The following is a 24,879-nucleotide window of genomic DNA, read 5'->3' on the forward strand; positions in this document are numbered from 1 at the left end:
GCCGGCCTACTCCCCTTCCCAGCGGGCCACGACCGGCCCGTCCAGCAGTGTGCGCAGTCGCGCGAGTCCCTGCGCGGTCTGGCTCTTCACCGTGCCCTGCGAGCAGCCGAGGATCTCGGCCACCTCGGCGACCGGCAGGTCGCACAGGAAGCGCAGCACCAGAACGACCCGCTGCCTGGGCGGTACCCGGGACAGCGCGATCCGCACCGCGTCCCGGGTCTCCACGTCGGGCCCGGGCGGCGCGGGCGGCGCCGGGGTGTCCTGTGGCGCGCCGATCAGCCGCACCCGGGCCCAGGCGAGGCGGCGCTCGTTGAGGAACACGCGCACCAGCATGCGGTGTACGTACCGGTCGAGGTCGTCGGCGGCGGCCGCGCGCCGCCAGTGCACGTACAGCCGGGTGATGGTGTTCTGCACGATGTCGTCGGCGTGGTGCGGATCACCGCACAACAGTCGGGCGACCCGGCGCAGGGCGGGTAGGCGGGCGGTCACGTACTCGGTGTACGCGTGCTCGTCGCTGCGCCGCACCCGACCACCCTCCACGTGTACTCCGACGTCCGTCGAAGCGCCTTCCCGTTCCGTCGCGGTACCGGTGGCGAACTCCCCGGTACGGTACGCGGCCGCCTGCTCAGCCGGCACCGGCCGCACCCCCTCCCCGAACGTCCCACAGCCACACCCCGCCGATCGGCACACCCGGGCCGAGCAGCCGGTCGAGCGTCGCGCGCAACGCCTCCTGGCGGTCGTGCGGGCCGAGCACCACCGCGTCCGCACGCCAGTGGTCGAGGTCCGCGCGGGCCTGGGCACGTTCGGTGTCGGTGACCTCCGGCACATCCGCGCCGTCGCGCACCTCGCGCAGGAGTTGCGAGGTGGGCCGGGTGACCGCGCCGTAGCCGCCGAGCCGCTCCGGTCCGAACGGGCCGACGAAGTAGCCCTCGGCGAGCGGGAAGCCCAGCCCCGCGTCGACCTGCCACCCCAGCGCGCGGGCGTCGGAGGGATCGGGCAGCGGCACCGTCACGATGGCCCGGCCGGGGCCGGCGAAGCGGCGCCATGTCCCGTCGGCGAAGAACGCCGGGGTCGGCTCACGCGGCGCGGTGGCCAGCGGTTGCGGCAGCAGCGGCAGCAGCGCCTGGAGCACCGCGACGCACCACAGCAGCCACAACCGCCGATCGCCCGCGTTGCGCACCGCCTGGGCGCCCAGCGCGAGCAGGATGCCCAGCACGGGCACGCACACCATGGTGAACCGGCTCTCCAACACCGATTCGTACAGCGGCAGTTGTCCGAACCATCGCCATGGTCCGGAGATCCCGGTGGGCTCGCCGTCGACGATGATCTCCGGACCGAGCGAGAACAAGGCGGCACCGACCAGCACGCCGGCGAGGGCCTTGGTCAGGGCCGTGCGCCACAGCGCCGCGGTGATCGCGACGGCCAGGATCAGCAGTGGCCAGCCGAAGAACGCGTTCTCCTCGGTGCGGTTCATCGACAGGCGCGCGGAGACGTCGATGTCGCCGGCGAGCGAGCGGTCGGCGTACGCGGTCAGCGCCGCGAGGTCGTTGCCGGCCGGACCGTGCAGCAGGTTGGTGTAGCTCTGCGGGCCGGTGAACTGCCACCACAGCGGATAGGCGACCAGGACGCCGCACAGCGCGACGCCGATCGGGAGTCCGCGGGCCAGCGGGCGCAGCGCGGCGCGGGCGGCGGCCGGCGCGACACACGCGTAGGTGAGCGCGAACAGCGCGATGCCGGTCGAGGTCAGCAGCAGCGCCTCCTCGCCGAGGAAGATCTGATACGTCGTCAACAGGCCGAGCAGGATGCCGTCGCGAATCGGCCGCCGGCCGGCGGCGAGCCGGATCAGCCGGTCGATGATCAGCGGCAGCACGAACAGCACGGCCAGGTTGGGGTGGGCGTTGGCGTGCGAGACCATCGGCGGGGCGAACGCGCAGAAGGCGCCGCCGAGGGCGGCGGCCGGCCGCGAGGCGACCAGGTGCCGGGAGATCAGGTAGTACCAGGCGGCGGCCGTCGCGGCCAGCCCGCCGGTGAGCACGATCGCCCAGGTCGCGGCCGGCCCGAAGAGCCAGGTGATCGGCGCGAGCGGGACGGACAGTCCCGGCATCGAGGTGTTCGCCATCAGGTTCACCCCGGCGGGGTGGTTCTGCAGCGTCGTGGTCAGCGGGTTCTCGCCGTGCGCCACGGCGCGTGCGGTCACCGCGAAGAACCACTCCCACTGGCGCTGGTCCTGACCGCTGTCCACGAGGTAGCGCCCGGCCGGGCCGCCGGCCCACAGCCCGCGGTACAGCAGCAGCGCGGCCACCAGGTAGGCCGCGCAGGCGAGCGTGTCCGCGGCCCGTCCGGTGCGCGCGAGCTTGATCGCGCGCGGCGCGGCGAGGGCCTCGCGTACGGCGGTCACGCGACCCGACCCGGCGGCAGCGGGATGCGGAAAGGGTCCCGGGAGGCGTCCGAACCTCCGTCCGGGCGTACCGACCCCGTCCCGGGCCGTTGCGGGCGACCGTGGCGCAGGCGGACCCGGGCCAGGTCGGTGAGCACCTCCAGGCAGTGTCCGGGCCGCAGCTTGGAGCCGCTCTGGTGGGTCCACGCGACCGGTACCTCGACGAAGCTCCAGCCGGAGGCGAGGAAGAGCCGGAGCACCTCGATGTCGAACGCCCAGCCGTCCACGCACGCGAGCGCGAACACGGCACGCGCCTTGGCGCCGTCGAACAGCTTGAACCCGCACTGGGTGTCCACCGTGCCGGGCAGCGCGACAGCCCGGATGAGCCGGCCCCCGACGTCCGACAACATCCGCCGTACGGGCGGCCGATCCACGGTGAACGCCTCGCCGCGCGAGCCGATCGCGGCGTCGACGCCGTCGTCCAACGCCGCCCAAAGCCGGTGCAACTCGGCGATCGGGGTGGCCAGATCGGCGTCGCACACCAGCACCCGCCGGCCGCGCGTGATGGCGACACCCCGGCGCACGGCGTGCCCCTTGCCCCGATTGACCGGATGCCGCACCACGCGCACCCGCGGGTCGTGCCCGGCCGCGGCCGCGGCGACGGCGTGAGTATCGTCGGTGGATCCGTCGTCGGAGACGATCAGTTCCCAGTCGATCCCGGCGCCGCGGAGATGGTCGAGTACGGCCGACAGTGTCGCCGGCAGCCGCCGCGACTCGTTGAACACGGGTATCACGACCGACAACTCGGTCCCGCAAGGAGTTCGCTTCACAACCCTGTGACACGGTGGCCTTCGGGCCGCGTTGTATGACGTGGGTCACACCGGGGTGTGGAGGGAGTCGGCCCCGACGCGACCCACACCGCTCGGCGGTGGGATCCCCACGGTCCGACTACGACCGCCGGGCGTCGCCGGGTCCGGCCGGGCGGCCGGCGGCGTGGCCGGCGAGGAGTTCGCGGGCCGCGCGGGCGCCGGAGGCGAGCGCGCCCTGGACCGAGCCGGTGGCGCGATGGTCGCCGCACACGTAGCGGCCCGGAGCGAAGCGGGAGGTCCGGGTCAGCGGCCACGGCGGCGGCATCGCGGGCAACGCGTCGTATACGTGGCGATCGGCTCCCAGTCGGCGGTGTCGACCCCGTACACCGCGCCCAGATCCGCGCGCACCGCCGCCTCGCGACCCCGGCGCTGCCCACGACCACCGTCACCGGGTTCGACCCGCCCGGAGTGGGGCCGGGCGCCACGGTCACGGTGACCGGGACCGGCCTGGACGCCGGCGGGCTCGGCGCGTACGTCGACGGTTCGCCCGAGCGCGTCACCGGCGACGCGCTGCACGTGGCCGCGGACGGCACCTCGCTCACCTTCGCCGTGCCGTCGGGCGCGACACCCGTCAAGGGTGTGCTCGTGGTCGGCGACCACGGCGAGGGCCGGGCGGGGAGCTTCCCCGCGCCCGGCGGCGGCAGTTCCGGGCCCACCGACCCCGCGACCGGGGTGCCGCCGAGCCCGACCGACGAAGGCCCGGTACGGCACGCCTCGTGGCGGGCCCGGCGGTCAAGGCGGGCGACCTGCCCGAGTCGTGCGTCACGGCCGCGCAATGGCGGGTGCCCGCCGACCGAGCCGTGTTCACGGCCGTGTTGGGCGACGGCGGGGTGCGCGCACCGACGATCACCTCGGCGGTGTTCACCTTCGCCGACGAGGCCGGCGCCCGGCACGAGGTGGCCACCGGCGCCGGGCCGATCCGGGGACAGCCGTGGCCCGAGGGGGCCGCCGCACATGTGGTCGGCACCCGACCCGCGCAGGCCGCGGCGGTCGTGCCGAACGCGTGGACCCTGGTCGCGCTGAGCGCCGACCACCACGGCGGCGACAGCGCGAAGCAGGCGGCGCTCAAGCCCGCCGGCGGCTGCTGGGCGCTGGGCCGGGAGCGGCCGACGATGCCGCCGACGACCGCGCCACCGAGCACGACTCCGCCCTCCACCAACCCGCCGAGCACGGTCCCGCCCTCCAGCACGCCGCCGAGCACGGTCCCGCCGACCACCGGTCCGCCGACGCTTCCGCCGACCGGTGGGCCATCCGGCGGGCCGACCCACTCCTCGACGCCGACCGAATCCGGCGGCTCCGACACTTCCGGCAAATCGGGTATCGGAGGCTCCTCTTCCGGTACCGTCCCGGAGACGGCGACCGGTGCCGGCGGCAGCCTGTCCCGCACCGGAGCCGATGTGGTCCTGCCCGTCCTCCTCGGCACCGCCGCGCTCGGCGCCGGCCTCGTCCTGCTGTTCGCCGCACGTTCCAGGAGCACCCGATGAGCCCCGCCCCCGACCGGAATCCCCACCTGCCCCGCTCGGGCGTACCCGACCGGCTCGCCGCGACGATGAGCATCGCCGAACAGCACGAGTACCTGCGCAGCCGCCGCCGTACCGTCTCGCGCCGCGGCCTGCTCACCGCGATCGGCCTCGGTGGCGCGGCCGTTCCGCTGTTCGGCACGTCCTCGTCGGCCGGCGTCCGCCGAGCGCCGTCGCTGCTCTCGGGCACGGACTACGTCGACGGGAACGCGCTCAAGCCCTCCGGGCGGCATCTCGCCCTGGGCGCCGATCCGCGCAGCCAGGCGGCGATGAGCTGGCAGGTGCCCCGGCCGGTGCGCCGACCGTACCTGCGTCTGGGCACCTCGCCCGGGCAATTGGACCAGGTGGTGCCGGCCGAGATTCGGCACCTGCACTCGCACCTGATCGAGTACGCCGACAACCCCGCCTCGGCCTACTTCGACTACGACCAGTACCACCTGCACGCCGCCCTGGACGGGCTCGATCCGGGCACTCGCTACCACTACGCGCTCGGTCACGAGGGGCTGGACGCGAATTCGGTCGCCGCGACCGCCGGTTGGTTCCGTACCGCACCGGCGGCGAACGGCGTACCGGAACCGTTCACCTTCACGGCGTTCGGTGACGAGGGCGTGGAGTTCGGCGCCGCCGCCAACCAGACGCTGATGCTCCGGCAGAACCCGGTGTTCCACCTGCTCGCGGGCGACATCTCCTATGCCGCCTCGGGCGCGGGTCTGCCGTCGAGCCACCACAGTGCCGACGGCGCGGACAAGCTCCAGCCGGAAGTGTGGGACGAGTATCTGCGGATGATCGACCCCGTGGCCGCGTCGGTGCCGTGGATGGTGGCGATGGGCAACCACGACATGGAGGCGCTGTACTCGCCGGACGGCTACGGCGGCCACCTCGCCCGCTGGCACCTACCCGGCAACGGGCCGCGCAACGCGCATGCCACATACGGCTTCCGCTACGCCAACGTCGCGGTGGTCAGCCTGGACGCCAACGACGTCTCGCACGAGATCCCGCACAACCGCGGCTACACCGCCGGCGCCCAGACGGCCTGGCTGGCCGGGCATCTGGCCCAGGTGCGGCGCACGCCCGGGATCGACTTCGTGGTGGCCTTCTTCCACCACTGCGCCTACTGCACGGCGACCGACCACGTCTCGGACGGCGCGATCCGGGAGGAGTGGATCCCGCTGTTCGACCGCTACCAGGTCGACCTGGTGATCAACGGGCACAACCACGTCTACGAGCGAGCCGATCCGATGCGCGGTGGAGTGCGCACCCGGCGTGCCGACATCGGCGACCGGATCCGGCCGGCGACGGACGGCACCACCTACCTGACCGTGGGCAGCGGCGGGAAGAGCGGCTACGAGTTCTCCGCGCCGGAGACGTACGCGGGCGGACCCGCCGATGTCACCGACGCGGTCGAGGGCGGCTTCCACACCGGGGCCGGCAAGGTGAACGAGACCGTCGAGTGGTCGCGCGTGCGGTTTCGCGGCAATGCCTTCGTCGCCGTCGACGTGCGACCGGCCGCCGCCGGGCGGGAGACCACGATGACGGTCCGCACTCTCGGCGCCACGGGCGCGCAGATCGACACGATCACGCTGGTCCGAGTCGCGGGTGCGCCGATCCCGTCCGCGAGCGCGGGCGAGCGGGGCACCGGCACGGGTGGCTGAGCGGGCGAGGCGGCGCCGGGCGGGGCGATGACACGGACGCTCCGCCGGTGTCGCTTGCGGCCGGTTCGGGAAGTCGGCGCCGGATCACGCTCGTTCGCGCCCGGTACGCCCGGTGCGCGCCGCGTGTCAGGTCGTTCCGGTCAGGCGGGCCCGGGTGCGCGCCGGAGCCGTCGGCGGCAGCGAGTCGAGGATGTCGGCGAGCGTGACCCCGGCGAGACTGCTGCGCCACGCCTCGTACGCATCGGCCATCCTCGCCGCCAGGACGCACGTCTCCCGGCAGTCGTCGGCCGGCAGCGCGCCGCGTCCCTGTTGCCGGATCTCGCGGCACTCGTACGGCGAGGACGTGCCGTCGACGGCCTCGACCACCTGCAGAAGGGTGATTCGGGCAGCGGGCCGGGCGAGCCGGAATCCGCCCCTGGGGCCGGTGGTCGCGGTCAGCACGCCGGCCCGGACCAGGGCCTTCAACTGCTTGGCCAGATACGGCGCCGGAAGGTCGTAGTACTCGGCGAGCTGGGTCGTGGACGCACTGGCCCCGGGGTCGAGTTGGCCGAGCGACGCGGCGCAGTGCAAGACCCATTCGGTGCTCCCGGGCAGCTTCATGAGCCCCAGTCTATCGTAGAGATTGTGGACCTATTTAGTCCATGATATCGTTCCCGGCGCAGCGAAAGAAAGAGAGAGATCATCATGCGGATCGCAATTGCCGGCGCGACCGGAAACATCGGCGCGCTCACCGTTGCCGCCCTGGAGCGAAACGGCCACGACGTGGTGCGGATCAGCCGTTCGCTCGGCGTGGACCTGGTCACCGGCGACGGCCTCGACGAGGCCCTGACCGGCGTCGACGCCGTGGTCGACGTGACGAACGGCCCGGCGACCACCGATCGGGACGAGACGGTGGCGTACTTCGGCACCACCACGCGGAACCTGCTGGCCGCCGAGCAGCGGGCCGGCGTCCGACACCACGTGCTGCTGTCGATCGTCGGGATCGACCGGGTCGAGGGCAACGCGCACTACGCGGGCAAGCGGGAGCAGCAGCGCGTGATCGCCGAGGGCGCGGTGCCGTGGACGATCGTTCCGATGACGCAGTTCCACGACTTCGCCGCGATGGTGGCGAGTTGGACCGAGCAGGACGGCGTCGCCATGATCGCGCCGCTGCTGGTGCAGCCGATCGCCCCGGCGGACGTGGCCGACGTGCTCGCCGAGATCGTGACCGGCGAGCCGCAGGGCCGGCATGCCGACGTCGCCGGGCCCGAGACCCAGGACCTGGTCGACATGGCCCGGCGCACGAACGAGGCGCGCGGGCACGCGGTGAAGCTGGTGCCGACGTGGTCGTCGTTGTTCGGTCCGGAGATGGCCGGCGACGTCATGCTGCCGGCCGAGGGCGCGCGCATCGCCCCGACGACCTTCGACCAGTGGCTCGCGGAGCAGCGGTAGAAGTCGCCGGGAAGTCGGCCCCGCAGCCCGGGAGTCGGCGCCCCGAGCAGGACCGGGAACGGGCCGGCGGCAGGCTGCCGCCGGCCCGTTCCCGGGCGTGCTACGACCGGTGCGAGTTCGCGTCCGCGGTGTCGAAGCGCGCGATGTCCGCGTCGCCGCTTCGGCGCCGCAGGCCGGCCTTCTCCAGTACCCGGATCGAGGCCGGGTTGGCCGACTCCACGTCGGCGTACACGGTGTGCACCTCGGGGAGGGTCAGCGCGTATGCCACCAGGGCCCGGGTGGCCTCGGTGGCATAGCCCCGGCCGCGCCGCGAGGCGACGACGCCGTAGCCGATCTCCAGGGCACCCTCACTCGGCGGCCACATCATGCCGATGCTGCCGACCACCTGGCCGGTCTCCCGCTCGATGATCAGGCGGTGGCCGGACACCGTGGGGTCGGCGAACTGTTCGGCGATGAAACCGGCGATGACACGATCGCCTTCGGCGGGGAAGTCGGCCGCCCAGTGCGCCGACCGCGCGTCGGCCAGTACGGCGGCGATGTCACCGGCGGCCCACGGCCGCAGCACGAGGCGCTCGGTGGTCAGGTTCGTATCGGTGGGAAAAACAGAGGAAGACACGCAACACTCCGGGTCGTTCGAGACGACCGGGTCGGCTGCCACGTAGTTGCTACGCGTGCGCGACCCGGACAAGGGCATGACGGTGAAACCCGGCGCGGGCCATATTCATCAACCTCCCTTGTCGCGGTGGCGAGCACGCGTGATCGCGCGTCGGTGGAACCTACCAAACGAGGGCGGTACTTGGGGAGGGCGCCCGCCGGATCGCGCCGCCCGCCGTGCTCCGGCTCCCACGCGCCGTCGACCCGTCCTGTCCAGCCGACCGGACATCTCCGGCGCCCATCGCCGCAAGCCGGTCGTCGGGGCCGCGCGCTTCGGGTGCGCGTCCGGCACGTGCCGCCGACATCGATCGTGGGCGAACGGGAGGGAGCGGGCGGATGCCTTCTCGGCGTAATGACGTCGAGGCATGGACGGTGGACCGTTTCGTCCGGTGAGATGGGTTCCGCTCTTCGTCCCTCCCTCGCTCGACCCGCAACCCGGATCGACGGTGGGGGAGTTCGACGGGCGGAGTTCCGCTGCTCACCCCTGCTTCGGCGTTCCGTACGAGGACGCCGGCATCCTGGAGGTATGCGATGCGTCGGCTGACCACAATTCTTGCCACCACCGCGATGGCGGTCGCCGCCGGAGTCGGCGCGACCGCGCCGGCCCAGGCCGCGCCCGCCGACAAGCCCCAAGTGTTGTCCGGTTGGACCCAGACGAGCGCCGGCAGTTACAACGCCTGGTACTCGGCGCGGCAGAACCAAGGCGCGTGGGCGGCCTACGGCTTCGACTGGTCCACCGACTACTGCTCCAGCTCCCCCGACAACCCGTTCGGCTTCCCGTTCCAGGTCTCCTGTGCGCGGCACGACTTCGGATACCGCAACTACAAGGCGGCAGGCACGTTCCCGGCCAACAAGGCGCGGGTGGACAGCGCCCTGTACGAGGACCTCAAGCGGGTGTGTGCCCAGTACGGCGGGGCGACCCGCACCGCGTGCAACGGCACGGCCTGGACGTACTACCAGGCGGTCAAGGTCCTGGGCTGACGAGCGCGGTCAAAAGATTTCCTCCTGTTCCCTGTCACACGTTCGCGGGTTGCTCCGTCAGTGCTGTGTAGGACGCCGCAGGGCCGGAACGGCATCGCCGACCGGCTCGCCCACGCACTGGAGGAGACGTCATGACCGCTCGGATGAAGAACCCCGCGATGGTGCTGCCCGACGCGATGAAGGGGATCCAGAACATCTACAAGGCGATGTACGCGGGCGGTGTGCAGCCGCAGATCCTGGAGCTGGTCCACCTGCGCGCCAGCCAGATCAACGGCTGCGGCGCCTGTGTGTTCGCCGGTGTGACGAGCGCGAAGAAGTCCGGCGAGAGCGACGAGCGGCTGCACGCGGTGGCCGCCTGGCGCGAGGCGCCGTTCTTCACGGATGCCGAGCGCGCCGCGTTGGCGCTGACCGAGGCGTCGACGCGGCTGGCCGACCATTCCGGCCAGGCCGTCTCGGACGCGCTGTGGGACGAGGCGGCCGACCACTTCGACGAGCAGCAGCTCGCCGCGATCATCCTGATGATCTCGGTGACGAACTTCTTCAATCGCATCAACACCACCATCCAGGAGCCCGCCGGCGCGACCTGGAGCTGACCGCACCCGGCGGTGGCGGTACGACGGGACCCGACCGGCGACCTCGGGATCGGGGTCGTGGTCGGGTCCGAGCCATCCACACCTTCGGGCGTGCAACCGTCATCCGATCGGGTGGAACGCACGCCGATGCCCCGAGCGAGCCATGCCCCCGAACTATCAAGGAGGCATGAACGACGAGCCGAGTTCGATGGTGACGCGCCCGCCCGGGCCCGGGGCGGGATCGTACGGGTGCGCGCCCGGGGCGCCGCGGCGGATGTGGCCGGTCGGCGTGGGCGCGACACCGGTGTTCGATTCGCTGGTGCGCGAGTGGGCCGGGACCACTCGCCAAATGCCGCAGGCGGCGCCCACGTACAGCTGCGCCTCCTGTCGTCTACCGCATCCGCCGGCGCCGTGGGGGCCGCCGACGCCGTAGGGCGCGCTGCCGCGAGCTTCGCCCGCGTCGGCCACGGCCCGGGCTTGTTCGTCCCGCGGATCGCGGGAGCGGGCGCCGACGCGGAGGCGCGCTCGTGGCGTGCGTGCGACGGTGGACGAGAGTGCACGGGGCCGCTCGCCGGATCCGGGTGGGCGCGAGCGTCGATCACCGGGAGGAAACATGTCTCCGATCTCTCGTGGCCTCGGGAACCGGTCGGCGGGATCCGCATGGGGGTCGTCGGGGGTGTCGCGCGTACTGCTCGTGCTCGCGCTCGCCTCGGTGATCCTCGGCGCGGTCGTGCTGGCCTGGCCGACCCAGACGGTGCGCGTGATCGCCGTCCTGTTCGGCTTGTATTTGCTGGTCAGCGGCCTGATGCAGCTCGCACTGGGCGCGGGTGGCCTGTTCGCGGGCGGCCTGCGGGTGGTGCTGATCGTCAGCGGCCTGCTGTCGGTGGTGCTGGGCATCCTGTGTCTGGGCGGCGGCTCGCGCTCGGTCACCGTGCTGGCCGTCTGGATCGGTATCGGTTGGCTCGTGCGCGGTATCGCCGAACTGGCGGGGGCGGCGGCCACCGGCGGATTGCCCGGCCGGGGCTGGATGGTGTTCTTCGGGATCCTGGACGTCGTCGCGGGCATCGTGCTGATCGCCGCCCCGGTGACGAGCACCAAGGTGCTGGCCATGCTCGCCGGCATCGTGCTGATCGTATTGGGTCTGCTCGGGGCGTTGGCGGCGATCGGCGTGGGCCGAGGCCCGACCCGCACGGACGCGACCTGGCAGGCCGGTTCGGCGTCGCGGTCCTCGCGGCTGCCCTGAACGGCGGAGCCGACGCGGCGATGCGCGGCCGGGCCCGGTGGAGGGGACGAGCGGCCTCGCGGTGTCGCGGCGACCACGCGGCACGCCGGCCGACCGATGGGCCGCGAGCGCCCGCGGCGGCCCGCCGCCGGGCACGCCCGGTGTGCCCGGCGTGCCGGGGGCGTTGGTGCCCCGCGTCGGTGGCCTCGGCCCTGGACCGGGTCGTCGCCGAGATCGGCCCGCTCGCGGTGCTGGTCGACAATGCCGGGTCGGTGGCGGGCGGCGGGCTGCTCGTCGAACTGCCGATCGAGGTCTTCGACACCATGGTCGCGGTCAACCTGCGCGGCACCTTCACCGTCACGGCGGCCGCCGCCCGGCGGATGATCGCCGAGGGGGCCGGCGGTGCCATCGTCAACATGAGTTCGATCGGCGCCCGCCAACCCACCGCGGGCCCGGGGCACTACGAGGCCACCAAGGCGGCGGTGGACGCGCTCACCCGTACCGGCGCGATCGAACCGGCCCCGCACCGCATCCGGGTCAACGGCATCACGCCCGGGCCGGTGCACACGCCGATGACCGCCGACCTGATGTCCGACCCGCAGGCCCGGCAGGCAGGGGGGCGCGGATCCCGCTGGGCCGGATCGCGGTGCCCGAAAACATCGCGCCGCTCGGCGTGTTCCCGGCCTCGCCGGCCGCGGCGCACATCACCGGCACCATCGCGCCGGTGGACGGCGGTCAACTGCCGGCCTGAACGGCGCCGACCACGACGAAGGGCGGGCTCGACACAGCCCGCCCTTCGTCGTGTCCCGGCCGCTACGGGGTTCCCGCCTTGGCCTGGTGCAGTGCCGCCGCGGTGGCGATCTTGTGCGCGCACGCGGCCTTCTCGATCACCTGTGGGTCGGCGCCCGCGTCGATCAGATCGAGCAGGTTCTCGTGCTCGCGCACCGAGGTGCGGGCCCGTCCGGGCACGTAGGTGAAGGTCGACCGGCGCATGTGGTCCAGTCGTGCCCACTCCGATTCGAGCAGCGCGTTCAGGTGCTTGTCGGGGCAATGCGCGTAGAGCGAGAAATGAAACTTGCGGTTGAGCGCGGTGAACGCGGTGGGATCGAAGTCCGCCAGCGCCTCGACCATGCGGTCGTTGATCGCGCGGGCCTCGGCGATGTTCGCGGCGCTCATCAGCGGCGCCGAGATCGCGGTCGCGTAACCCTCCAGGCGGGCCAGCACGTTCAGCGAGTGCTCGACCTGCGAACGGTCGAAGACCGCCACCCGGGCACCGACGTTGCGCACGATCTCCACCAGGCCGTCGGACTGGAGCCGGCGCACCGCCTCGCGCAGCGGGATGGTGCTGACCCCCGCCTCGCGGGCGAGCTGGTCGAACACCAGTCGATACCCGGGCCCGTAGGTGCCGTCGAGGATGCGGCTGCGCAACAGCTCGTAACACATCTCCGACTTCGACGCCTTGGCGGCCTTGCTCGCGGCGGCGGTTGCCTTTGCGGGACTCAACTACGGTCTCCTCAATCTGGGCCGGACACGGTCGCGGGCCGAGACGAGGCGTCCCGGCCCGGCGTCTCCGGCGCGGTCCGGTGGGCGTGAAGCGCCGCGGTGGGTCAGCGGTCGAGGAACTGCACGGCCAGGCCGTGGAAGTGCCGGTTGACCAGGACCCCGTGGTGGTCGCCGGCCACGGCGACCAGTCGGGCCCCCGGGGCCAGCGCGACCAGATCCTCGGCGCCGCGGGTCATCGGGTCCTCCGTGCCGACCACGAACAGCGGCGGAGTGCCGCCGGCCCACGGTTTGGGTGCGAACGGGGTGCCGCGCAGACCCTCCACGCAGGTCGCCAATCCGTCCGCGCGCGCACCCTCGGCGCGGATCAGGCCGGCGATCATCCCGGTGAGCGGATCGGCGGGCGGGGTCGCCTCGTCGCGCACCGCCCGACGCAACTCCGCCACGTCCACGGCGGCGAACGGCTCGATCGGGCTCATCCCGCCGAGCACTGCCCGGCCGATCCGCTCCGGAGCCGACTCGGCCAGTTCCCAGACCAGTCGGGCGCCGAGCGAGTACGCGAGGACGTCGAACCGGTCCGCGTCGTACGCGTCGACCACGGCCAACAGGTCCTGCGCCGAGGCGATCGCGTCCGCCTCCTCGGCGCTCTCGGGTGCCGGGCTGGCGCCATGGCCGCGCAGGTCCGGCGCGAGCATGGTGCGGCCGGCGTCGAGCAGGGCCTGGACGATGCCCGTCTCCAGCCACGCGCGGCGCGCGCTGGAGCAGAACCCGTGCACGAGCAGCACCGGAGGCTGCTCGGAGCGCTCGGCGCTCGGGTAGGTGGTGACGGCGAGGGGCTGCCGCAGGCGCATCCTACTTCTCCACTCAGCTATTTCGGATACGATTTCAGATCGTACACCGGGGGCGAATACTCACTGCTGCGAGCCGATCCGGAATCCGTCGCCGGTCGCCTCGCGCGCGAAGGAGAAGCCGTCGGCGCAGGTCGGCCGCCGGCGGCAGGGTCGGCCCGAGCGGGGTGAACCCGTCGCCGCCCTTGGCCCGGACGTTGGAGCCGCGGTCCGCGTAGCGCAGGTCGTACAGGCCCAGGTCGTTCGCCGCGGTGACCCAGCCGACGTGCGCCCATGCCTCGGCGGGGGACACGCGGTGTGCGGTGCGGCCGATCACGCGCGCGATCTCGCCCTCGAAGCCCAGCAGTTCGACGCCGGCCGGCCGCTCGACCGGGCCGGATCCGGTGAGTGAGCTACTCGGCTTGAGGAAGTACGAGGCATGGTCGGGGACGCGCCCGCGTTGTTGTGCCCGGGAGCGATAGTTGAGGTGTACGGCCGGCACCTTGCCGGGTCGCCGCCCCGTCGATGCGGTCACCGCGTCGTGCGTCACTCGCCACCCGTTTGCGCCTTGGATCAGCGATGCCATCTCGAAACATATATGATTCCGGATAGAATAATGGAGGTGATCTCGGTTCCGCGGTCAACCACCGCGACGGGCACGCTTGTTCGGACAGGCGGGTGGGCGTGCGTCCGGGCGCGTAACCCGCGGACGGGGAAGTGATCGCGGCCTGCGCGCCGACGCCACTTCGAGCGGCCGCACCGATACGGTCGTCACGCGTCATCGCCGAGGAGAACCAGGAGATCCACGTGTCCGTCGACCCCAGTGACCCGGAAACGTTCCAGGAAGAAGACGAGGACGCGGTGGATTTCTCCCGGGAGATGCCCGAAGCGGACGCCGCCGAGCAGCACACCGACGTCCGGCGGGATCGCCACGACCGGCTCACGCGCATCCACTGGGACGCTGCCGACGAGGCCGACGCCGTCGACCAGGCCCGGGTCGTCGAACTCGACGAGGACGAATACCGGTAGCGCCCGCTCGGCCGGTCAGGTGAGGTTCGCGGCCTCTTCCGTGGTTTTCGTGGGCGCGTTCTCGCGGCGGGGGAGCAGCAGCGGGGTGGCCAGGAGGAGGACCCCGGCGGCCGCGAGCGCGCCGCGCGGGCCGGTGACGGCGGCCAGCAGGCCCCACGCGGCGGTCAGGGCCGCGATGGTGAGACTCGTGCTGATCGACCAGGCGGCCAGGGTGCGGGCGATCCGGTCCGGGTCGGTGTGCTCGAGCCGGTGGGTGGCCAGCACCGGGTTGAACAGGCCGCAGCAGGTCACCAGGCCGAATTGGATGGTGATGACGAGAACGATGCCAACGGCGCCGGGTTGCACGAACGCCAGCCCCAGGGGCCAGCACGCGCGCAGTGTTCCGGCGGTACGGAGCACCCTGTGCCGCCCGAACCGGGCCACGAGCGGGCGTGCCAGGCGTGAGCCGATGAGGCCGCCGACGCAGGGGGTCGCGAACACGAGACCGTACTGCCAGGGCGCGTAGCCGAGATCACGCAACAGGAGTACGGCCATCAGCGGCTCGGAGGCCATGATCAGGCCGTTGACCACGATCGTGTTGAGAAACAGCGGGCGCAGCACCGGGTGGGCGAGGATGTGGCGCCATCCCTCGGGCAGATCGCGTGCGCGCAACCGCGGTGCGTCGGTGCGCGGTTCCGTCCCGCCGATGGAGCGGATGCCCAGGGCCGAGAGCAGATGGCTGACCGCGTCCGCGACCACGGTCGTCACCGGGCCGAACAGCGTGATCGCGGCCCCTCCGAGCGGTGGCCCGATCGTGATCGCGCTCCAGGCCGTGGACTCGAACCGGCTGTTCGCGACGAGCAGGTCCTCCGGTGGCACGAGCGTCTTCAGATACGCGCCGGAGGCCGCCTTGAAGGCGATGTCGGCCGCGGCGACGACGACGGATACGACGAGCAGCTGAGTGAAGCCGAGCCACCCGAGCGCGAACGCGGCGGGGATGCTCAGCAACGCCGCGAAGCGGATCAGGTCCATGGCCACCATGACCGGCCGTTTGCGGCGGAACTCCACCCACGGGCCGAGCGGCACCGCCACCAGGGCCCCCACGGCCCGCCCCGCGGCGGCCAGGATCGCCACCCGGGCCGGGCCGGCGTCCAGCACGAGGACCGCGATCAGGGGAAACGCACCGAACCCGAGGGAGGTGCCGTACGCGCTGACGGCATACGCGGCCCACAATCGTCCGAACCGCCGTCCCAGCGGCCGTCGACCCGCCATCTCGTACGCACCCCTCGCCGCCGACCCCGAACACGCTGACCACCGGCATCAAAGCGAGTGGCGGACGGCGAGATCAAACAACCGATCGGCCACGACGGCACAACCGTGGGTTGTATCCAATGGTCGGTGGCCCTCGGCGGGTTCGGGACAATGATCGGGGCTCCGCGGACACACACGCGGAGCCCCGAATACCCGGTCGGGGAGGAGGAACCGAACCGGGGGATGGCGGGTCAGCCGTGGTGGCCGTTCTCGTGCTTGTCGCCGTGGTTGTCGTCGCCGTCGATGTTGGCGCAGAAGTTCCCGAACGTCGGGTTGAAGAAGCCCCCGTTGAGGCTGTTGCCGCAGATGTTGATCGGCACGTGGATCGGCACCTGGAGGTTGAGGCCGGACGCCACACCAGGGGAGTTCACCGCGGCACCTTCGGCCTCGGCGGCGGCACTCGCGGCACCCGCGCCGGCCATGACCAGGGCGGCGGTGCCGGCGGCCATCACGGTTGCCTTCTTGAACGAACTCACTGAGTTTCTCCGTATCAACCCTCGCGCCGCCCGGATGCGGCGCGTTCTCGCTGTGCAACGAGGCGCACCATTCGGGGCAACCGGTCGGTGTGGACATTCACCCGAACGCGAGCCGGTCACGGGATGTGTGACGACGGACCCGTCGAAACCCGATGGCGATGCCGACCGGGCCCGACTAGCGTCACGACGGTGAGTCTCGACATCCGGGAGATCCCCGAAGAACACCTGGACCAGATATTGGATCTCGCCGATCTGGCCTTCCACGAGAAGGAATCGGACGAGAAACGCGAGCGCTTTCGCGAGTCGCTGAGCAGATGCGACCGCATCGGGGCGTACGACGACGACACCCTGGTCGGCCAGGTCGCCGCACACCGTTTCACCCTGTCCGTGCCGGGCGGTGAACTGCCTTGCGCCGGACTGGACTTCGTGGCCGTCGCGCCGACCCACCGGCGCCGCGGGCTGCTCGCGCGGATGATGGCCGAACAGTGGCGCCGGTGCGCCGAGGCCGGCCAGGCGCTGTCCTGCCTGTGGGCCTCCGAGGACGCGATCTACGGCCGCTTCGGCTATGCCCCCGGAACCGAGGGCTGCACCGTGGAGATCGACAGCCGACGCCCGCTCGCCCTGCGCATCGCCCCGGACCCGCGCCCGCTGCGGCTGATCGACGCGGCCAAGGCACCGGCCGTGCTCGGACCCGTGTACGAGGCGGGCCGCGCGCTGCGCCCGGGCCGCTTCGCCCGGGACGAGGAGTGGTGGGCCAGGAATGTGCCGGCCTTCGACGATGACGACGACGGGGGCACGGTCCGGATCGTGGTTCTCGGTGAGCCCGGCGCCGCCGCGGCCGGTTACGTCATCTACCACGTCGAGGCCGTGACCGGTGCGTCACCGACGGTCGAGGTGCACGAACTGGAGGCCGACAGCGCGCCGGTGGCCGCCGCGTTGTGGGACTACCTCGCCTCGATCGACCTGACCGACAAGGTGGTGGGCCGGGTCCGGCCGTTGGACGATCCGCTGCTGCTGTTCGCGGCCGATCGGGACCAGGTGCGGGTGACCAAGCAGTTCCCGGCGTTGTGGATGCGCCTGGTGGACGTGCGCGCCGCGCTGACCGCGCGCTCGTGGGGGGCGCCCGTCGACGTGGTCCTGGCGGTCCGTGACCCCGCGGTACCCGCCAACGACGGCCGCTTCCGCCTCACCGCCGGCCCCGAGGGCGCGACCTACACGCCGACCGAGGCGCCGGCGGAACTCACCCTGGACGTACGCGAACTGGCGGCCTGCTACCTCGGCGGCACCCCGGTGGCCCGGCTGGTGGCGGCCGGACTGGTCGTGGAGCACACGCCGGGCGCGGCGGCCCGCCTGGACGCGGCGCTGCGCACGGACCTGTTGCCGTTCGCCCACGAGGACTACTGAGCAAGCGCGGACGATTGCGCGGGGGTCGGGCGCGAGCGAGAACCCGGGTCCGCACGGCCGGCGTGGAGCGGCCGGGCGGACCCGGGGCGCCGGCGATCCCCTTGTCAGGGGGTCGCCGCGGTGCCCGAAGGCGGGTCGGGCGGCTCGCTCTGGTGCGCTGCGAAGTAGCGCACCAGGTCCGGGTCGAGCGGCGGGACCACGGTGCGCACGCCGCCCGCGCGCAGCGAGGCGGTGGCGGCGACGCCCGCGGCCACCGCCTCGCGGGCGGCGACCGGCGAGGTGCGGGTGGGCCCGCCGTCGACCGCGAAGCGCAGGAACTCCGCGACCAGGCTCCGGTCCGCGCCGCCGTGCAGGCCGCCGCCGGGCACGGACTCACTGCGGTCGGCGTCGGCCCGGTATCCGGAGCGGCGCAGGTTCCACAGCTTGATCGAGGGCTGGTCGTCCTCCAGGCCGTCGCCGAAGTTCTCCATGCGGCCCTCGTCGCCGATGACGGTGTAGTTGCGCCAGTAGTCGGGCGTGAAGTGGCATTGCTGGTAGCTGGCCAGGACGCCGTTGTCGAGTCGGGTGAGCATCATGCTGATGTCCTCCACGTCGACGATCGGATTCAGGCCGGTCATCGCCGCCGGCGGCCACACCTCCGGCGCGAACCCGTCCTGGGCCCGCGGCTCCTCCTCGCCTCGGCTCGCCGCGTCTCGGCCGGCACCCGCGAGCACCGGCTCGCGCCGGGGGTTGCCGCCGTACACCGCCAAGTCGCCCATGGCGACCACGTCGCGCGAGTAGCCGCCGGCCAACCAGTGGATCACGTCCAGGTCGTGTGCGCCCTTTTGGAGCAACAGGCCGGTGGTCCGCGCGCGTTCGGCGTGCCAGTCCTTGAAGTAGAAGTCGCCGCCGTGCCCGACGAAGTGCCGGCACCACACCGACCGGACCCGGCCGATGGCGCCCTCGTCGATCAGCTCGCGCATCCGCCGCAACATCGGCAGGTGGCGCAGGTTGTGTCCGACGTACAGCCGGGTCCGCGAGTCCCGGGCGGCGCGCAGCAGTCGGTCGCAGTCGGACACCGTGATGGCCAGTGGCTTCTCCACGAGGACGGGCACGCCGGCGGCGAGGAAGAACAGGCCGGGCTCGACGTGTCGATCGTCGGGGGTCAGCACGAAGACCGCGTCGAGACGATCGTCGAGCATGCGCCGATAGTCCGTGTGCACGACGACGTCCGGCCCGAACAGGCCGACGGCGTCGGCCCGTCCGCGTGCGGCAGGGTCGGCGCAGGAGACCACCCGTGACCGGCCCGGGCGATGCGCTTGCACGGCCAGGGCGGCGCGCTGCCCGACCCCGACGACGCCCACGCGCAGCTCGCTCGTCACGTCAGTTCCCGAGCGTGGCCCGCAGCGCGGGCTGGAGCAGGTCGCCGTGGGCGCGGGCCATGTCGTCGCACAGGTCCCAGATGTGCTCGACCGGCAGCGCGGCGGCGGTGGCCGGGTCGACCATCGCGGCGTGCCGGATGTGTCGCGGGTCGTCTTCGAGGGCGGCACGCACGACCAGGTCGTTCATGCTCAGGTAGGCGCGGTTGAGCGCGGCGCACTGCGCGGGCAGCGCGCCGACCCGGGTCGGCTGTACGCCCAACGCGTCCACCAGGCACGGGACTTCGACCACGCCGTCGGCGGGCAGGTTGTCGATCAGGCCGTGGTTGGGCACGTTGCCGTAGACCGTGCGAGGGGTGCCGGTGACGATGCTGTGGATGATCTGCGGCGCGTACTCCATGGTGGACTCGACCGGGACCGGCTCGCCGGCGGTCAGCGCCCGGCGGGTCTCCTCGTAGGCGGCCATGTTCTCGTCGACGATGCCGAGATAGGCGCCCACCGGCAGGCGCAGCCGGGTGATCTCGCTGTCGTGGCCCAGGTACCAGGGCACGTACTCGCTGGAGTGCTCGCTGGTCTCGGTCGGGTAGTAGCCCAGCCGGCGATACATGTCCACCCGCACCCGGCGTCGCAGTTCGGCGTCCTCGGCGATGAGCGCGTCCAGCTTCGGGTACAGGTCGGTGCCGTCGTGTTCGAAGCGCAGCACCCATGCCTGGTGGTTGACGCCGGCGGCGCGGTAGTCGACCTCCTCGTAGGGGACCCCGACCATTTCCGCCAGCCCCTGCATGGTCCAGTAGACCGAGTGGCACAGGCCCACCACCCGGGTCAGGCCGGTGGCGCGGGTGAGGTAGCCGACGTTCATCGCCATCGGGTTGGTGTAGTTCAGCAGCCAGGCGTTCGGGCAGATCTCGGCGATGTCCTCGCCGAGCGCCCTGAGTACCGGGAAGGTGCGCAGGGCCCGGAAGATGCCGCCGATGCCGAGGGTGTCGCCGATGGTCTGGCGCAGGCCGTAGCGGGTGGGCACCTCGAAGTCGGTGCGGGTGGCCTCGCGCATGCCGACCTGGATGATGTTGATCACGAAGTCGGCGCCGGCGAGTGCCTCGCGGCGGTCGGTGTGGGTGGTGATCCGCGGGTCCGCGCCGCGGTCGGCGGCGATCAGACGGGCCGCGCCCTGCGCGGTGGCCAGCCGCTCCGCGTCGATGTCGTGCAGTGCGATGTGCGCCCGCTGCAACTCCGGGAAGGCGAACAGGTCGGCGAGCAGCCCCTGGGTGAACACGACGCTGCCGGCGCCGACGAAGACGATCTTGGTGCGGGTCATCACTGGTTCCTTCGGTTGCGGGCGAGGGCTGCGACAGCCTCGTCCCAGGTGGGTTGGGCCGGCGTTCCGCCGTGCGCCCGGGTGGACAGGGCGCCGCACGCGGCGGCGAATTCGAGGGCTCGTTCGGGCGATTCGCCGGCGAGCAGGGCCGCGAGGTAGCCGGCGTCGAAGCTGTCGCCGGCGCCGACCGTGTCCAACGGCCGGGCCGGGATGCCGCGGGTGCGCGACACGGTGCGGCCGTCGTGCGCGAAGGCGCCCTCGCCGCCGTTCTTGACCACCACCGTGGGGCCGTGCGCGGCCAGTCGGGCGGCGGCCTCCTCGGGGGTGCCGGTGGTGCGTCGGGCCAGCGCCATCGCCTCCTGGGCGTTGGGCAGCAGGATGTCGACGACGGGCAGCACGGCGGCGAGGCCGGTGGGGTCCCAGCGGCCGGACGGGTCGTCGTTGGTGTCCAGCGAGGTGCCGGCGCCGTGCGCGCGGGCGATGCCCAGCAACTCGGGCAGGGCTGCGGCGAGTTCGGGCATCAGGAAGTAGGACGCGGCGTGTACGTGCCTGCTGTGGGTGAGCAACTCCTCAGGTACGTCTTCGGGTCCGGTGTCGGCCAGGGTGCCGGCGGCGGTGAGGATGGCGCGGTCGCCGTCGCGGCGGGTGAGCACCGTGGTCAACGGCGTGGACAGGTGCGCGTCCGTGCCCAGCGCGGTGGTGTCCACGCCGCGGGCGGTCAGGGCCGCGCGCACGAAGCGGCCCGCGTCGTCGTCGCCGACGCGGCCGGCGATGGCCACGCGCAGTCCGAGGCGGGCCGCGCCGCACGCGGTGATCGCGGCGGATCCGCCGAGGGTGAGCAGGCCGGTGGGTACGAGTTGTTCGCGTTGCCCGAAGGCCAACGGCTCGTCGAGGGGACCGAGGACGACATCGGGATTGGCGTCGCCGATGACGAGAAGGTCGAAGGTGTGCGGCATCGGGCTTCCTGGGTGCGGAGGGTGGTGCCGGCGAACTGCCGGGTCGGTCCGCGGCGCGGTCCGCGATGCGGTGGCTCTGCGGTGCGGTGCGGCCGGCCGGCCGGCTCGGGCGGTGGTGCGGTGGGTCGGGCGGGTGTCCCCGGGAGGGTCGAACTCCCGTGCCACCGTCAGCCCTTGAGCCCGCTGGAGGTGATGGACTGGATGAACGCCTTCTGCGCGCCCAGGAAGGCCAGCAGCACCGGGAGCACGGTGATCACGCTGCCCGCCATCACGGCCGCCCACTGGGTGTGGTGCTGCCCCTGGAACGTGGTCAGGCCCAACTGCAGGGTGTACTGGGTGTCGTGGTTGATCGCGATCAGTGGCCAGGTCAGGTCGTTCCACGTGGTCAGGAAGGTGAGCACCGCGACGGTGCTCAACGCGGGCCGGGACAGCGGCAGCACGATCAGGATCAGCACCCGCAGTCGGGAACAGCCGTCGATCCAGGCGGCCTCCTCCAGTTCCCGGGGCAGCGACAGGAAGAACTGCCGGAGCATGAACACCGCGAACGGCGTCACCAGGGACGGGATGATCAGCGCGCCGAGGGTGTCGATCAACCCGAGCCGCTTCATGATCAAAAACGTCGGGATCATGGTGAGCTGGAACGGGATGGCCATCGTGGCCAGCATCGCCACCATCAGCGCACGCGAGCCCGCGAACCGCATCCTGGCGAACGCGTAGCCGCCCAGTGCCCCGAATACCAGGTTGGAGGCCACCGCGACCGCCGAGACGATCAGCGAATTCATGAACCAGCGCGGGAACATCGCGTTGCCCAGAACGTAGCGGTAGCCGCCCAGGTGGATCCCGGAGGGCCACAACGCGGGCGGGAACCGGTTGATCTCCGCGTTGGTCATCACCGAACTGAGTACGAGCCACACCAGCGGCAGCGCGAACAGCAGGGACAGCGGCGCGAGCAGCAGATGCCACGGGCTGAACGGCAGTAGCCGGCGCCGGCGCGGGCCCGACGTCGAACGCGCGTCGCCGCGCGGACGGGCCGCCTCCACGGGTGCGGCGGTCGTCGTGGTCATCGTGCGGCCCCCTCGGCGGCGACGGCGGGCCTGCGGCCGCGCACGAACCGCATGCCCACTCCGATCACCAACAGGGCGACGGCGAGCACGTAGGCGGCCGCCGCGCCGTAGCCGGCGGTGAAGTTCTTGAACGCCTGCTCCCAGATGAAGTAGACGATGACGGTGGTCGAGCCCAACGGCCCGCCCTTGGTGGTCACATAGACCAGGTCGAAGACCTGTAGCGCGTTGATCGTCTGCCACAACAACAGGAAGACGGTGACCGGCGTGAGCGTGGGCAGCACCACGTGGCGCAACAACTGCAAGCGCCCGGCGCCGTCGAGTCGGGCCGCCTCCAGCAGCGACGGCGGTACGTCCTGGAGCGCCGCGAGGTAGATCACCACACAGAACCCGGTACCGCTCCACACCGAGATCGCCACCAGCACCAGCAGGGCCTGCCCGGGATCGGTGAGAAAGCCCTGCCGGCCGATCCCCAGCGCGTGCAGGACCGAGTTGGCCGCGCCGAACTCCGGGTCCAGGATGAAGGAGAACAGCACCCCCTGGGCCGTGGCCGAGATGATGAACGGTACGAAGATCAGCGTGCGGTACAGCCCGACCAGCCGGATGCGCCGGTTCAACACCAGCGCCAGGAACAGCCCGAACGCCATGCTCAGCGGTACGTACAAGACCGTGTACAGCAACGTGTTGCGCACGGCCTGGCTGAAGTGCGGGTCCTGGGTCAGCGCGTCGTAGTTGTCCAGGCCGACCCAGCGACTGGGCGTGACCAGGTCGTCGGCCCGGAAGGACAGCAGCAGCGACCAGACGAAGGGCACCACGCTCAGACCCAGGATGACCACGACGGCCGGAAGGATGTACGTCCACGCGGTCGCCGACTCGCGCCGGCGTCTGCGGCGCAGCGTGCGGCGTTGTCGGTCCTGGTCCGAGAGCGTGAGTGGAGCGGGCAGTGATGACATGGAAGGGCTCCTCAACGCGGTATCACGAGGGCGGCCTTGGCCGCGGCGGCGCAGCGGTTCAATGCCCGGGTCGGACTGCTCTTGCCGAGCAGCACGGAGACGATGGCCTCGCCGAGCGCCATCGAGATCTGCGGGTAGGCGGGATGCACGGGACGCACGCGCGCGGTCTCCAGGGCCTTGGTGAACACCTCCAGGCCGTTGGTCCGCGCGGCGTGCTCACGCCACTCGGACCTGGCCTCGGCGGCCCGACTCAGCGGCAGGCTGCCGGCCTCGACGTCCCAGACGACGTCCTGATCCGGCTGGTTCAGCCAGGACACGAAGGTGCGCGCGGCGCGTACCCGGGCGCTGCCGTTGTCGAAGACCGTCCAGGTGTCCGGCGCGCAGATGGTCAGCGGCCGGCCGCTGTAGGTGGGCAGCGGCACCACGTGGTAGTCGATCTCCGCCTGGGTGATGTCCGGGATCTGCCACGGGCCGGTCAGCACCATGCCCATCCGGCCGGACCCGAAGATCTGGTACATCTGCTCGCTGCCGGGCTTGGGGTCGATGTAGACGCTCTTGCTCCGGGCGAGCGCGTCCACGGTCTCCAGCGCGCGCACCCCGACGTCCTTGAAGCCGATGTTGCGACCGTCCTCGGCGACCACGTCGCCGCCCAGGTCCCACACCATCGGCCACAGTCGCCACACGGTGTCCTCGTCGCCCACACCCGGCCAGCCGGTGCCGAAGACGCCGCGCCGGGCGTCGGTCAGCCGCTGCGCCGTGGCCAGGAAGTCGTTCCAGGTCCAGCCCGGCTGCGGCAGCGGGACGCCGGCGTCCTCGAACAGCCGCTTGTTGCAGATCACCGCGAGCGCGTCCAGCATGGCGGGCGCCGCCCGCACCTTGCCGTTGACGGTCACCGCCGCCCGGGCGGATTCCCAGTAGTCCCCCCACGGGGTGGGGCCCGAGCGCAGGGTCTCGCCGAGGTCGACGACCTTGGGGCTGCGGGCCACTCCGGCCAGGTCGGAGCCGAAGACGTAGGCGATGTCGGGGTAGGAGCCGGAGGCGAGCGCGGCGGTGATCTTCTGCAACATCGCGTCGGCCGGCACGCCGCCGCCGAGGTCGACCCGGATGCCGGACTGGGCGCGGTGGAACTTCTCCACCAGGCCCTCCAGGGCCGCGCGGCCGGTGTCCGTCTGGCCGTGCCACATCTCGATGGTGACGCGCCCGCCGGCACCCACGCCGTCGTCGGTGCTGGCGCACGCGGACAGCGTCGCGGCGACCGCGGCACCGGCGCCGACGCGCAGCACGCCGCGGCGGGAGAGACCTGCGGGATGGTGCCGGCCGAAAACCACTGGACCTCCAGGAGACTTCGAAGACGCGTGAGGCGGGTCGCGCGGTGCGCGCGGGCGCGCACCGCGACGGAGGGAAGGGCTACTCACGCCGGGGCGGATACGGG

The 24,879-nt window shown here is 72.3% G+C and carries 25 protein-coding genes and 1 pseudogene; 9 read left to right on the plus strand and 17 right to left on the minus strand.

The genetic code is table 11. The features are described 5' to 3' along the window. Nucleotides 1-6 precede the first annotated feature (6 nt). The 4 genes from A3IC_RS0117370 to A3IC_RS0117385 form a co-directional block, all read right to left on the minus strand. On the minus strand, nt 7-636 hold the full coding sequence (locus A3IC_RS0117370) for a SigE family RNA polymerase sigma factor (protein ID WP_245599336.1): 630 nt from the start codon (nt 634-636) through the stop codon (nt 7-9). Next, nucleotides 626-2,398, minus strand: a complete 1,773-nt coding sequence (locus A3IC_RS0117375) for a hypothetical protein (RefSeq protein ID WP_020551321.1) — start codon at nt 2,396-2,398, stop codon at nt 626-628. Before A3IC_RS0117375 ends, A3IC_RS0117370 begins: the two co-directional genes overlap by 11 nt. Next, complete coding sequence (locus tag A3IC_RS0117380; RefSeq protein WP_158695984.1) at nt 2,395-3,162, minus strand: glycosyltransferase; 768 nt, start codon at nt 3,160-3,162, stop codon at nt 2,395-2,397. The genes A3IC_RS0117375 and A3IC_RS0117380 overlap by 4 nt, the downstream gene beginning before the upstream one ends. A 163-nt stretch (nt 3,163-3,325) precedes the next feature. Next, nucleotides 3,326-3,511, minus strand: a complete 186-nt coding sequence (locus A3IC_RS0117385; protein ID WP_020551323.1) for an FAD-dependent oxidoreductase — start codon at nt 3,509-3,511, stop codon at nt 3,326-3,328. A gap of 451 nt (nt 3,512-3,962) precedes the next feature. Between A3IC_RS0117385 and A3IC_RS62370 the strand changes: the two genes are divergently transcribed. Both A3IC_RS62370 and A3IC_RS0117400 read left to right on the plus strand, forming a co-directional pair. Beyond that, on the plus strand, nt 3,963-4,730 hold the full coding sequence (locus A3IC_RS62370; RefSeq protein ID WP_020551325.1) for a hypothetical protein: 768 nt from the start codon (nt 3,963-3,965) through the stop codon (nt 4,728-4,730). Beyond that, the gene (locus A3IC_RS0117400) at nt 4,727-6,418 is read left to right on the plus strand and encodes a purple acid phosphatase family protein (RefSeq protein WP_020551326.1); all 1,692 of its coding nucleotides are present in this window, start codon (nt 4,727-4,729) and stop codon (nt 6,416-6,418) included. Before A3IC_RS62370 ends, A3IC_RS0117400 begins: the two co-directional genes overlap by 4 nt. Nucleotides 6,419-6,544: 126 nt before the next feature. Here the strand turns inward: A3IC_RS0117400 and A3IC_RS0117405 are convergent, their stop codons facing one another. Then, the gene (locus A3IC_RS0117405) at nt 6,545-7,018 is read right to left on the minus strand and encodes an RrF2 family transcriptional regulator (RefSeq protein ID WP_020551327.1); all 474 of its coding nucleotides are present in this window, start codon (nt 7,016-7,018) and stop codon (nt 6,545-6,547) included. An 84-nt stretch (nt 7,019-7,102) separates the two neighbouring features. On the opposite strand from A3IC_RS0117405, the gene A3IC_RS0117410 reads away from it, so the two are divergent. Continuing rightward, nucleotides 7,103-7,849 carry an SDR family oxidoreductase gene (locus tag A3IC_RS0117410; protein ID WP_020551328.1) on the plus strand — a complete coding sequence of 249 codons (747 nt, stop codon included), beginning with the start codon at nt 7,103-7,105 and terminating at the stop codon, nt 7,847-7,849. 100 nt (nt 7,850-7,949) lie between these two features. On the opposite strand, the gene A3IC_RS0117415 is transcribed toward A3IC_RS0117410, so the two are convergent. Then, nucleotides 7,950-8,465, minus strand: coding sequence for a GNAT family N-acetyltransferase (locus A3IC_RS0117415; protein ID WP_026218376.1), 516 nt, complete (start codon nt 8,463-8,465; stop codon nt 7,950-7,952). 569 nt (nt 8,466-9,034) lie between these two features. Here A3IC_RS0117415 and A3IC_RS0117420 point away from each other — a divergent pair. The 4 genes and pseudogenes from A3IC_RS0117420 to A3IC_RS73535 all read left to right on the plus strand — a co-directional run. Continuing rightward, nucleotides 9,035-9,484: a phospholipase gene (locus tag A3IC_RS0117420; RefSeq protein WP_020551330.1), complete on the plus strand. Its 450-nt coding sequence runs from the start codon at nt 9,035-9,037 to the stop codon at nt 9,482-9,484. Nucleotides 9,485-9,615: 131 nt separating this feature from the next. Further along, nucleotides 9,616-10,077, plus strand: a complete 462-nt coding sequence (locus A3IC_RS0117425) for a carboxymuconolactone decarboxylase family protein (protein ID WP_020551331.1) — start codon at nt 9,616-9,618, stop codon at nt 10,075-10,077. Nucleotides 10,078-10,732: 655 nt separating this feature from the next. Beyond that, the gene (locus A3IC_RS54990) at nt 10,733-11,299 is read left to right on the plus strand and encodes an HdeD family acid-resistance protein (RefSeq protein WP_020551333.1); all 567 of its coding nucleotides are present in this window, start codon (nt 10,733-10,735) and stop codon (nt 11,297-11,299) included. 20 nt (nt 11,300-11,319) lie between these two features. Next, nucleotides 11,320-11,877: pseudogene (locus tag A3IC_RS73535) on the plus strand (SDR family NAD(P)-dependent oxidoreductase); the annotation flags it as partial. A gap of 214 nt (nt 11,878-12,091) precedes the next feature. Here the strand turns inward: A3IC_RS73535 and A3IC_RS0117450 are convergent. From A3IC_RS0117450 to A3IC_RS0117460, 3 genes are all read right to left on the minus strand, one after another. Further along, a complete protein-coding gene (locus tag A3IC_RS0117450; protein WP_026218377.1) occupies nt 12,092-12,781 on the minus strand; it encodes a GntR family transcriptional regulator in 690 nt (229 codons plus the stop codon). 104 nt (nt 12,782-12,885) lie between these two features. After that, complete coding sequence (locus A3IC_RS0117455; protein ID WP_020551337.1) at nt 12,886-13,629, minus strand: alpha/beta fold hydrolase; 744 nt, start codon at nt 13,627-13,629, stop codon at nt 12,886-12,888. Between the two features lie 34 nt (nt 13,630-13,663). After that, a complete protein-coding gene (locus A3IC_RS0117460) occupies nt 13,664-14,140 on the minus strand; it encodes a fumarylacetoacetate hydrolase family protein (protein ID WP_245599337.1) in 477 nt (158 codons plus the stop codon). 272 nt (nt 14,141-14,412) lie between these two features. Here A3IC_RS0117460 and A3IC_RS0117465 point away from each other — a divergent pair, with 272 nt between their 5' ends. Next, on the plus strand, nt 14,413-14,634 hold the full coding sequence (locus tag A3IC_RS0117465; protein WP_026218379.1) for a hypothetical protein: 222 nt from the start codon (nt 14,413-14,415) through the stop codon (nt 14,632-14,634). A gap of 15 nt (nt 14,635-14,649) precedes the next feature. Here A3IC_RS0117465 and A3IC_RS0117470 read toward each other — a convergent pair whose 3' ends face one another. Together A3IC_RS0117470 and A3IC_RS0117475 are read right to left on the minus strand one after the other, a co-directional pair. Then, nucleotides 14,650-15,885, minus strand: a complete 1,236-nt coding sequence (locus tag A3IC_RS0117470; protein ID WP_020551340.1) for an MFS transporter — start codon at nt 15,883-15,885, stop codon at nt 14,650-14,652. A gap of 230 nt (nt 15,886-16,115) precedes the next feature. Then, nucleotides 16,116-16,400, minus strand: a complete 285-nt coding sequence (locus tag A3IC_RS0117475) for a chaplin (RefSeq protein ID WP_020551341.1) — start codon at nt 16,398-16,400, stop codon at nt 16,116-16,118. A gap of 189 nt (nt 16,401-16,589) precedes the next feature. Between A3IC_RS0117475 and A3IC_RS0117480 the strand changes: the two genes are divergently transcribed. After that, nucleotides 16,590-17,804, plus strand: coding sequence for a GNAT family N-acetyltransferase (locus A3IC_RS0117480; RefSeq protein WP_020551342.1), 1,215 nt, complete (start codon nt 16,590-16,592; stop codon nt 17,802-17,804). 104 nt (nt 17,805-17,908) lie between these two features. On the opposite strand, the gene A3IC_RS0117485 is transcribed toward A3IC_RS0117480, so the two are convergent. The 6 genes from A3IC_RS0117485 to A3IC_RS0117510 all read right to left on the minus strand — a co-directional run bounded on the left by A3IC_RS0117485 (nt 17,909) and on the right by A3IC_RS0117510 (nt 24,775). After that, entirely contained in the window at nt 17,909-19,165 is a 1,257-nt protein-coding gene (locus A3IC_RS0117485; protein WP_020551343.1) for a Gfo/Idh/MocA family protein, read from the minus strand. Nucleotide 19,166: 1 nt separating this feature from the next. Further along, entirely contained in the window at nt 19,167-20,477 is a 1,311-nt protein-coding gene (gene melA / locus A3IC_RS0117490) for an alpha-glucosidase/alpha-galactosidase (protein ID WP_020551344.1), read from the minus strand. Then, nucleotides 20,477-21,433 (minus strand): carbohydrate kinase family protein, encoded by a 957-nt coding sequence (locus tag A3IC_RS0117495; RefSeq protein WP_020551345.1) that lies wholly within the window; start codon nt 21,431-21,433, stop codon nt 20,477-20,479. The genes melA and A3IC_RS0117495 overlap by 1 nt, the downstream gene beginning before the upstream one ends. Nucleotides 21,434-21,600: 167 nt before the next feature. Beyond that, on the minus strand, nt 21,601-22,497 hold the full coding sequence (locus A3IC_RS0117500) for a carbohydrate ABC transporter permease (protein WP_020551346.1): 897 nt from the start codon (nt 22,495-22,497) through the stop codon (nt 21,601-21,603). Beyond that, the gene (locus tag A3IC_RS0117505) at nt 22,494-23,447 is read right to left on the minus strand and encodes a carbohydrate ABC transporter permease (RefSeq protein ID WP_020551347.1); all 954 of its coding nucleotides are present in this window, start codon (nt 23,445-23,447) and stop codon (nt 22,494-22,496) included. The genes A3IC_RS0117500 and A3IC_RS0117505 overlap by 4 nt, the downstream gene beginning before the upstream one ends. Before the next feature lie 11 nt (nt 23,448-23,458). Continuing rightward, nucleotides 23,459-24,775, minus strand: coding sequence for an ABC transporter substrate-binding protein (locus A3IC_RS0117510; RefSeq protein WP_020551348.1), 1,317 nt, complete (start codon nt 24,773-24,775; stop codon nt 23,459-23,461). Nucleotides 24,776-24,879 lie beyond the last annotated feature (104 nt).

Origin of the sequence: Embleya scabrispora DSM 41855, assembly GCF_000372745.1 — a bacterium.
GTDB lineage: Bacteria > Actinomycetota > Actinomycetes > Streptomycetales > Streptomycetaceae > Embleya > Embleya scabrispora.